At 65.0% G+C, this 10040-nt stretch carries 7 protein-coding genes and 1 pseudogene; 5 read left to right on the top strand and 3 right to left on the bottom strand.

What is annotated here, in order from left to right:
• Together ACLQ6X_RS09895 and rpoB are read right to left on the bottom strand one after the other, a co-directional pair.
• A pseudogene (locus ACLQ6X_RS09895) lies at positions 1 to 1785 on the bottom strand (DNA-directed RNA polymerase subunit beta'); the annotation flags it as partial.
• 47 nt (positions 1786 to 1832) lie between these two features.
• Positions 1833 to 5357, bottom strand: coding sequence for a DNA-directed RNA polymerase subunit beta (rpoB, locus tag ACLQ6X_RS09890; protein WP_188511340.1), 3525 nt, complete (start codon positions 5355 to 5357; stop codon positions 1833 to 1835).
• Positions 5358 to 5609: 252 nt separating this feature from the next.
• Here rpoB and ACLQ6X_RS09885 point away from each other — a divergent pair, with 252 nt between their 5' ends.
• From ACLQ6X_RS09885 to ACLQ6X_RS09865, 5 genes are all read left to right on the top strand, one after another.
• On the top strand, positions 5610 to 6278 hold the full coding sequence (locus tag ACLQ6X_RS09885) for an AAA family ATPase (RefSeq protein ID WP_411699999.1): 669 nt from the start codon (positions 5610 to 5612) through the stop codon (positions 6276 to 6278).
• Positions 6279 to 6306: 28 nt separating this feature from the next.
• Positions 6307 to 7164 (top strand): spermidine synthase, encoded by an 858-nt coding sequence (locus tag ACLQ6X_RS09880; protein WP_411699998.1) that lies wholly within the window; start codon positions 6307 to 6309, stop codon positions 7162 to 7164.
• Positions 7165 to 7247: 83 nt separating this feature from the next.
• A complete protein-coding gene (locus ACLQ6X_RS09875) occupies positions 7248 to 8426 on the top strand; it encodes a PQQ-dependent sugar dehydrogenase (RefSeq protein ID WP_411699997.1) in 1179 nt (392 codons plus the stop codon).
• Positions 8427 to 8459: 33 nt separating this feature from the next.
• Positions 8460 to 8981: a hypothetical protein gene (locus ACLQ6X_RS09870; protein WP_188511336.1), complete on the top strand. Its 522-nt coding sequence runs from the start codon at positions 8460 to 8462 to the stop codon at positions 8979 to 8981.
• A 9-nt stretch (positions 8982 to 8990) separates the two neighbouring features.
• The gene (locus ACLQ6X_RS09865) at positions 8991 to 9440 is read left to right on the top strand and encodes a SprT-like domain-containing protein (protein WP_411699996.1); all 450 of its coding nucleotides are present in this window, start codon (positions 8991 to 8993) and stop codon (positions 9438 to 9440) included.
• On the opposite strand, the gene ACLQ6X_RS09860 is transcribed toward ACLQ6X_RS09865, so the two are convergent.
• The gene (locus ACLQ6X_RS09860) at positions 9441 to 9863 is read right to left on the bottom strand and encodes an SRPBCC family protein (RefSeq protein WP_411699995.1); all 423 of its coding nucleotides are present in this window, start codon (positions 9861 to 9863) and stop codon (positions 9441 to 9443) included.
• Positions 9864 to 10040: the final 177 nt, after the last annotated feature.

The raw sequence follows: 10040 nt of genomic DNA, 5'->3' as shown, positions 1-10040 counted from the left end.
GGCTTCGGGCTTGAGCGTCGTCATGTGGTGCAGTCCGACGATCATGTCCTGGGTGGGCAGGGTCACCGGGCGGCCGTCAGACGGCTTGAGGATGTTGTTCGACGCGAGCATCAGAACGCGGGCCTCGGCCTGCGCCTCGACGGACAGCGGCAGGTGGACTGCCATCTGGTCACCGTCGAAGTCGGCGTTGAACGCGGCACACACGAGCGGGTGCAGCTGAATGGCCTTACCCTCGACGAGCTGAGGCTCGAAGGCCTGGATGCCCAGGCGGTGAAGGGTAGGTGCGCGGTTCAGCAGAACGGGGCGCTCGCGGATGATCTCCTCGAGCACGTCCCACACCTGCGGGCGCGAACGCTCGACCATGCGCTTGGCGCTCTTGATGTTCTGAGCGTGCGACAGGTCGATCAGGCGCTTGATCACGAACGGCTTGAACAGCTCGAGAGCCATTTGCTTCGGGAGACCGCACTGGTGCAGCTTGAGCTGCGGTCCAACGATGATCACCGAACGGCCGGAGTAGTCGACGCGCTTTCCGAGCAGGTTCTGGCGGAAACGACCCTGCTTGCCCTTGAGCATGTCGCTCAGGGACTTGAGGGCGCGGTTGCCGGTACACGTGACGGGGCGTCCACGACGACCGTTGTCGAACAGAGCGTCAACGGCCTCCTGAAGCATGCGCTTCTCGTTGTTCACGATTATCTCGGGAGCACCGAGGTCGAGCAGACGACGCAGGCGGTTGTTGCGGTTGATCACACGACGGTAGAGGTCGTTGAGGTCGGATGTCGCGAAGCGACCACCGTCGAGCTGCACCATCGGGCGAAGCTCCGGCGGGATCACCGGGACGACCTCGAGCACCATGGCTGCCGGCGAGTTGCCGGTCTGCAGGAACGAGTTGACCACGCGCAGTCGCTTGATGGCGCGGATCTTCTTCTGACCCTTGCCGTTGGCGATCTGGTCGTGCAGGTCGACGCTCTCGGTTGCGAGATCGAAGGCCTGGAGGCGCTTCTGGATCGCTTCGGCGCCCATGAAGGCCTCGAAGTAGGTTCCGAAACGGTCCTGCAGGTCGTGGAAGACGGCATCCTCGGGCTTGAGGTCGCCGACCTTGAGGCTGCGGAAGTCATCCCACACGCGCTCGAGCTGGGCGATCTGCTCGTCGAACGACTTGCGGGCCTGTCCCATCTCCTTCTCAGCGGCATCCTTTGCGCGACGCTTCTGATCGCTCTTGGCGCCTTCTGCCTCGAGGGCAGCCAGGTCTTCCTCGAGCTTGCCCAGACGGTCGGCGATGCGGGCATCGCGCTGGCCTTCGAGGGTCTTGATCTCGAGGCGGAGCTCGTTCTCAAGGCCGGGCATGTCTTCGTGACGTGCATCGACGTCGACGGAGATGATCATGTAGGCGGCGAAGTAGATGACCTTTTCAAGGTCCTTCGGAGCCATGTCGAGCAGGTAGCCCAAGCGCGACGGAACGCCCTTGAAGTACCAGATGTGGGTTACGGGTGCGGCGAGCTCGATGTGGCCCATGCGCTCGCGACGTACGGAGGACTTGGTGACCTCGACGCCGCAACGCTCGCAAACGATTCCTTTGAAGCGGACTCGCTTGTACTTGCCACAGGAGCACTCCCAGTCGCGCGAGGGTCCGAAGATCTGTTCGCCGAACAGACCGTCCTTCTCGGGCTTCAGGGTGCGGTAGTTGATGGTCTCTGGCTTCTTAACCTCACCGTGCGACCAGCGACGAATGTCGTCTGCTGTCGCGAGACCAATCTTGATTTCGTCAAAAGCGTGAACTTCGAGCAATTTAGCTTCTCTCTTAGATAACTGAAGTAGTTGTCGTCGGGTTCGGTCTAGATCTCGTCAATAGACGAAGACTCGAACCGGGTAGAGATGTTGATGCCGAGTTCCTCGGCGGCGCGGAAGACTTCGTCATCCGTGTCGCGCAGGTTCACGATGGATCCGTCGGCCGAGAGAACCTCGACGTTCAGACACAGCGACTGCATCTCCTTGATAAGAACCTTGAAGCTCTCGGGAATACCGGGCTCCTGGATGTTCTCGCCCTTGACGATGGCCTCGTACACCTTTACGCGACCGAGGATGTCGTCGGACTTGATGGTGAGAAGTTCCTGGAGCGCGTATGCGGCTCCATAGGCCTCGAGGGCCCAGACTTCCATCTCACCGAAGCGCTGTCCACCGAACTGCGCCTTTCCACCGAGCGGCTGCTGCGTGATCATCGAGTACGGACCCGTCGAACGTGCGTGGATCTTGTCGTCGACAAGGTGGTGCAGCTTGAGGATGTACATGTAACCGACGGAGACGGGCTGCGGGAACGGCTCGCCGGAACGGCCGTCGAACAGACGCGCCTTTCCGCTGTGGTCGATGAGACGCTCGCCGTCACGCGTGAGCGTGGTCGAGTCGAGCAGTCCTTCGATTTCCGCTTCGAGCGCACCGTCGAATACCGGGGTGGCCACCTTGGTTCCGGGAGCGGCACTGCGTGCTTCCTCCGGAATCGCCTCGGCCCACTTCGGCTTTCCGTCGATGTTCCAACCCTGCTTCGCAACCCAACCGAGGTGGGTCTCGAGAACCTGGCCGAAGTTCATTCGTCCGGGGATACCGAGCGGGTTCAGGATGATGTCGACGGGCGTTCCATCGGCGAGGAACGGCATGTCCTCGACGGGCAGAATGCGCGAGATAACACCCTTGTTGCCGTGACGACCAGCGAGCTTGTCACCAGCGGTGATCTTGCGCTTCTGGGCGATGTAGACGACAACGCGCTGGTTGACACCCGAGCCGAGCTCGTCGTCGTTGTCGGCGCTGAACTCCTTGACGGCGATGATCGTGCCCTGCTCGCCGTGGGGAACCTTCAGCGAGGTGTCGCGGACTTCGCGGCTCTTCTCGTTGAAGATGGCGCGCAGCAGGCGCTCCTCGGCGGAAAGCTCGGTCTCGCCCTTCGGCGTGACCTTTCCGACCAGGATGTCGCCGGGGCGAACCTCGGCACCGATGCGGATGATTCCACGCTCGTCGAGGTCGGCCAGGAGTTCCGGGCTGACGTTCGGCAGGTCGCGGGTGATCTCTTCCTTGCCCAGCTTGGTGTCGCGAGCATCGACTTCGTACTCTTCGATGTGGATCGACGAGAGAACGTCGTCCTTCACCAGGTTCTGGCTCAGGATCATCGCGTCCTCGAAGTTGTAGCCCTCCCACGGCATGAATGCCACGAGGAGGTTCTTTCCGAGGCTCAGCTCGCCGTTTTCGGTGGCGGGGCCGTCTGCGAGGACCTCGCCGACCTCGATGCGGTCGCCCGCGTTGACGATGACGCGGTGGTTGTAGCTCGTGCCCTGGTTGGAGCGGTCGAACTTGCGCAGGTAGTAGTCCTGCGTGCCTCCCTCGTCGAGCTGGATGGTGATGACGTCGGCCGAAACCTCGGCGACCACACCGGCCTTCTCGGCGGTGAGCACGTCGCCGGCGTCGATAGCCGCGTAGCCCTCCATACCGGTACCCACGAGAGGCGACTCGCTGCGCAGCAGCGGGACAGCCTGGCGCTGCATGTTGGCACCCATGAGTGCGCGGTTAGCGTCGTCGTGCTCGAGGAACGGGATGAGCGACGTTGCCACGGACACCATCTGGCGCGGCGAGACATCCATGTAACCGATGGTCTCGACGGGGATGAGGTCTACCTCGCCACCCTTCTTACGTGCGAGCACGCGGGGGTCGGCGAAGTGGGCGTCTGCCGTGAGTGGCGCGTTTGCCTGCGCGACGATGTAGTCGTCTTCCTCGCTGGCGGTCAGGTAGTCGATGGTGGTCGTGACCTTGCCATTGACGACTCGACGGTACGGCGTCTCGATGAAGCCGAACGCGTTGATGCGTGCGAACGATGCGAGCGAACCGATCAGGCCGATGTTCGGGCCTTCCGGGGTCTCGATCGGGCACATGCGGCCGTAGTGCGAGGGGTGAACGTCTCGAACCTCGACGCCTGCACGCTCACGCGACAGACCACCCGGGCCAAGAGCCGACAGGCGGCGCTTGTGGGTCAGACCCGCGAGCGGGTTGTTCTGGTCCATGAACTGCGAGAGCTGCGAGGTTCCGAAGAACTCCTTGATCGCGGCGACGACGGGGCGCACGTTGATCAGGGTCTGCGGGGTGATCGCTTCGATGTCCTGCGTGGTCATGCGCTCGCGGACGACACGCTCCATGCGGGAGAGACCGGTGCGGACCTGGTTCTGGATGAGCTCGCCGACCGCGCGGATGCGACGGTTGCCGAAGTGGTCGATGTCGTCGACGTCGAGACGCACGTCGACCTTCTTGCCATCGCGGACGCCCTTGACGGTCGACAGGCTGTTGTCGTGCACCGTGACGTTGGGGGCGGACTCATCGTGCAGCGAGACGAGGTACTTGATGGTCGCGAGGATGTCCTCGAGGCTCAGTACGGAGTCTGACAGCGGAGCGTCGATGCCGAGCTTGCGGTTGATCTTGTAACGACCGACCTTCGCCAGGTCGTAACGCTTCGAGTTGAAGTAGAAGTTGTCGAGGAGCGCACGCGCTGCCTCGGCGGCAACCTGCTCGCCGGGACGGAGCTTGCGGTAGATGTCCTTGAGGGCTTCTTCCTTCGTGAGGATGTTGTCCTTCTCGAGGGTGAGCTCGATCGACGGGAAGCCCTTGAACTCCTCGAGGATCTGCTCGCTCGTGAGGCCGAGGGCCTTGAGGAACACGGTCACGCTCTGCTTGCGCTTGCGGTCGATGCGAACGCCGACCTGGTCGCGCTTGTCGATCTCGAACTCGAGCCATGCGCCGCGGCTCGGGATGATGCGAGCGGAGTAGATGTCCTTGTCGGACAGCTTCTCGGGCGTGCGGTCGAAGTAGACACCGGGCGAACGCACCAGCTGGGAGACGACGACACGCTCGGTGCCGTTGATGATGAACGTTCCCTTGATGGTCATGAGCGGGAAGTCGCCCATGAAGACCGTCTGGGTCTTGATCTCACCCGTGAGGTGGTTCATGAACTCGGCGTTCACGTAGAGAGGAGCAGCGTAGGTCTTGCCACGCTCCTTGCACTCGTCGATCGTGTACTTCGGCTCTTCGAGCTCGGGGCCGGTGAACGACAGCTGCATGGTTTCGCCGAGGTCTTCGATCGGAGAAATCTCCTCGAAGATCTCATCGAGACCAGAGCGGGTCGGAAGGTCGGTGCGGCCCTGGGCCAGACCTTCCTCGACGCGCTTTTTCCAGATGTCGTTTCCGACGAGCCAGTCGAAGCTCTCGGTCTGCAATGCGAGCAGATCGGGAACCGTCAGGGTGTCGGTAATCTTTGCGAACGACACACGCGATGCGGTGCGGCCGTTCTTAGTGGACTTTTTGGTGGACGCGTTGCGCGCAGCAGCCAAGGAAATAACCTCCGTGGACCCCGTCGGGCCTTATGCCGGTAGAAACCGACTGTCGGTAATGAAATGCTCACCAGGACCTAAAAAAGGTCTACCCCGCCGCTATACTCGGGGCGCACCAACTGTCCACAATATGACTGCATGGTTGTCTGGGAGCGCAAAGAACAACTATAGGACAGAACAGTCGCGCGTGTCCACCTATTCCTTGACCACAATCGTGGATTCGGCTATAAGACCCACGGAGCATACTCAGCAATGACCGATATCGCCCCGTTCGCCGCCTGGGATGAACTATCGCCGACGGCCCGCGAGGAGCGGACGGCACGCGTGGTCGTGGTGGGTGCGGAGTCGACCGGCAAGACCACTCTCACGCAGGACCTGGTGAAGCACTACCGTTCGCGCGGCGGCATCTGGAAGAACACCCTGTGGGTCTCGGAGTTCGGTCGCGACTACACAGTGCGCAAGATCGCCGATCTCGGCATCAGTTTCGACGACGACGCCGAATTCCGCAGTGCCGACTGGACCTCCAGAGACTTCGCGGTGATCGCCCTCGAACAGCAGCGCCTCGAAAACGTGGCGGCATCCGCCGGTTCGCCCGTTCTGTTCTGCGATACCGACGCGCTCGCCACCCAGGTCTGGGAGCGGCGCTACCTCGGCAACGAGTCGACTGCGGCGCGCGAAGCCGTGCCGACGCTGCCGCCCCGCGCCCTGTACCTCCTAACCGACCACCGCGACGTGATGTTCACGCAAGACGGAATCCGCGACGGCGAGCAGTTCAGGCCGACGATGACGCAGTGGTTCGTCGACGAACTCAAGCTGCACGGCGAGCGCGGACAGTTCGTGCGGGGCGACCGCGCGCAGCGTCTGGCCGAGTGCATCGCGCTCATCGACGGGGTTCTCGCCGAGAGGGCAGCGCAGCTCTAACCACCCCGTGGTGTGGCATGGTCAATAGATGAACGAGATACCGTCGATCGTGCTCAGCCACAGCGGCTACCGTGCGGTGATCGAGACCGACCGTTGGGTGCCCGGCTCGTTCACGCTCATCGTCGACGGGACACCCCAGTCGCACGTCAACATGGACAATCCGGCCGAGCTGTTCTTCGAGTACATCCAGCGCATGGGCCACGTGATCGACCAGATCGGCATGCCGGGCCAGCCGATCACCGCCGTGCACCTCGGCGCCGGCGCCTTCACCCTGCCCCGTTACATCGAGGCGACGCGGCCCGGCTCGCGCCAGCAGGTCGTCGAGCTGGAGAGCGACCTCGTCGACTTCGTGCGCAAGGAGCTGCCGTGGTCGCCCCGCGCGCAGATCAAGGTGCGCCACGGCGACGCCCGCGAGGTTCTCGGCAAGTTTCCGGCGGGACTGCGCGGCTCGGTCGACCTGCTCGTGGTCGACATCTTCAGCGGCGCCCGCACCCCGGCCCACGTGACCAGCCTCGAGTTCTATACCGAGGCCGTGTCGCTGCTCTCCGACGAGGGCATCGTGCTGGTCAACGTGGCCGACGGGCCGGGCCTCGCGTTCGCCAAGGCGGCCACCTCGACGCTCGCCGCGGTCGTGGCCGACGTGGCGCTGCTGGCCGAGACCCAGATCCTCAAGGGCCGCCGCTTCGGCAACGTGGTGCTGGTGGGGTCGCGGTCGCCGCTTCCGCTCGAGTGGATGCCCCGGATTCTCGCCGGCGGCCCGCACCCGGCCAAGGTCGTGGCCGGCGACGAGCTGCGCGCGTTCATCGCCGGCGCGCCGATCGTGACCGACGCCACGGCGATCCAGTCGCCGCCGCCCGCAAAGAGCGTCTTCCAGGTGCGGCCCTAGCAGCGGGGCGAACTTTCGACGGTGAACCGGGCGGTGGGGGTCGATTGGTTGCCCCTCGGGTCGCCGGAGGCGAGACTGTGAGCATGATCCGATGGATGCGCGTGGTCGCCACCGCGGGAGCCGTCGCCCTGCTGGCGGCGTGCGCGAGCGGAGGCACCCCCGAACCCGTGCCCACACCGAGCGCACCGCCCAGCTCGTCGCCGTCGCCCTCCCCCACGCCCGAGCCTCTCGCGCTGCCGGTCGGCGAGCCGACGGTCGTCGCTCAGGGATTCACGACCCCGTGGTCCGTCGCGCGGCTGGCCAGCGGGTCGAGTCTGGTCAGCGAACGCGACACCGCGCTGGTGAAAGAGGTGACGGCGACCGGCGAGGTGCGCGTCGTCGGCACGGTCGACGGCGTGCAGCCGGGCGGGGAGGGCGGGCTGCTCGGTCTCGCGGTTTCGCCATGGGCCGCCGCACGCTCCGAAGCGGCGTTCGAGGCGCAGGCGGCAACCGAGCCCCTCTGGCTCTACGCCTACTTCACGGCGGCCGGCGACAATCGCATCGTGCGGTTCGCTCTCGACGGCTCGGCGGGCAGCTACACGCTCGGCGCCCGCGAAGACGTGCTCACCGGCATCGCCAAAGCCGGCAACCACAACGGCGGCCGCATCGCCTTCGGCCCCGACGGCATGCTCTACGCGACGACGGGAGACGCCGGCAATCGCGCGGCCTCGCAGGATCCCGCGTCGCTGAACGGCAAAATACTGCGGATGTCGCCTACCGGCCAGGTGCCGGCAGACAACCCGGCGGCCGGGTCGCACGTCTACTCTCTCGGCCACCGCAACCCGCAGGGAATCGCGTGGGACGGTTCCGGCCAGCTGTGGGCGGCAGAGTTCGGGCAGAACACGTGGGACGAGCTCAACGTCATTCGCCCGGGCGCCGATTACGGGTGGCCCACAGTGGAGGGCGTGGCATCCGACCCCGCTTTCGTTAACCCCGTCTACCAGTGGGCGACCGACGAGGCGAGTCCGAGCGGCCTCGCGTTCACCCGCGGCGCCTTCTACCTGGCGGCGCTCAAGGGCGAACGACTGTGGTCGGTCACCACCGACACCGGCGCGGTGGCGACGCCGTGGTTCGCGGGCGTCTTCGGCCGCATCCGGGACGTCGCGCCCGGGCCGAACGGCACGCTCTGGATGCTGACGAGCAACACAGACGGCCGCGGTGACCCCCGGGCGGGTGACGACAAGCTGCTGCAGGTTGCCCTCGAAACCGCCGGCCCGGGTTAACCTTGAGTCGCACGTCAATCTAAGGAACATCCCGTGGCAATCGTTTTGGGTTACGACCCCACCACCCTTCGCGAACAGGTCGACCCCGTCGCGCTCGAAGAGCGTCTCGAGGAACTCGGCCAGCTTCGCAGTGCCGCGGCCCTCGATGAGAAAGTCGGCCTGCTGCGGCTCGCCGGCAAACTCGACGAGGCGTGGGACATCGCGAACCAGGCGGTTAGGCAGGCCCGCTTCGGCGGCGACCGCGAGATGCTCGCGCTCGCCCGCGTCCGACGCGCGCAGGTTCAGCAGGCGCTCGGCAAGCTCGAGCCCGCCCTCGCCGACCTCACCGACTGCGTCAACGAGGCCCACTCGCACGACTGGTCGGCGACCGAGGCGTTCGCCCTCCAGCAGCGGGGCCGGGTCAACTTCGACCTCGAAGACTTCGATGCCGCCCGCCGCGACTTCAGCGACGCACTCAAGGTGCACGTGCGCATCAAGTCCTCCCCAGACGAGGTGGATGCCGCGATGATCGCCATCCAGATCACCGAGACCTTCATTGACGGTGCCGGGAGCTAGTTTCGTCAGGTGGCAGAACTAGTACGAGTACGGCAGTGGGCCGACGCCCTCATCGCCCTGCACCTCGACCCGTCGGTGTGGAGTTTCGGTTTCGACAATGCGAAGACCCGCGCGGGCCTGTGCAACTACACGACGAAACGCATCTCGGTGTCGCGGTATCTCGCGGCGCGGTACGAAGACGACGAGATCCACCAGGTGCTGTTGCACGAGGTGGCGCACGCCATGGCGGGGTCGCGCGCCGGGCACGGCGTGCGCTGGAAGGCGACCGCGGCCGAGTTGGGCTACGAGGGCAAGCGGCTGCACGACGGGGCGATCGCCGACGAGCTCGCGCCGTGGGTGGGCACGTGCCCGAGGGGGCACATCCACTACCGCTACCGAAAACCGACCCGACTGCTGGCGTGCGGCAGATGCTCGCGCAGCTTCGACCGCGCGAACGCGATCGACTGGGTAAAGCGCTAGCTAGGCCAGCGCGCGGGCCAGGTCGCCGACGACGCTCTTCCAGTGGCCGAGCATCATGCGACGCTCGTCACGGTCGGCGAGCTCCTGGTGGTGGATTGCGATGGTCGTGCCCGCTTCGACCTCTTTGACGCTGATGATGAGCACGGTGTCGTGGGGCCAGTCGTCGGGGCGCCACGACAGGCGGATCTTCGAGCCCTCGGTGTAGGCCAGAACTTCGCCTCGCACGCCGTCGGCCATCGAATACCGGAAGCCTTTGACGCCGCGCAGCTCGCCCTTACCGAGCCAGACCGGCACGCCGGCGCTCACCAGGTACTGCCAGACGACGGGCAGCGGAACGTCGATCGTCTCGCGCACTCCCACTTCCCAACCGGCGTCTTTCTTCGAGCCTGTATTGTCGGGAGTCGTGTTCGGAGCGGCATTCATGTAACCCACTATATTGGTTACGTGCAGTCTACGAAAACTACCGGCCAGTGGTTCGGCTCCGGCGACGGACACCGCTGGTGGTTCGATTCGGGCGCGCTCCCCCTCGATTTCGCCTATTCCGGCGCCATGGGCGACAACCCGGCGTGGGAGACGCTGCACTCGGCCGACGATCTCGCG

This window comes from Conyzicola sp. (assembly GCF_046714715.1).
Classification (GTDB): Bacteria; Actinomycetota; Actinomycetes; order Actinomycetales; family Microbacteriaceae; genus Conyzicola.
This window is presented reverse-complemented; position numbering and strand designations above follow the sequence as displayed.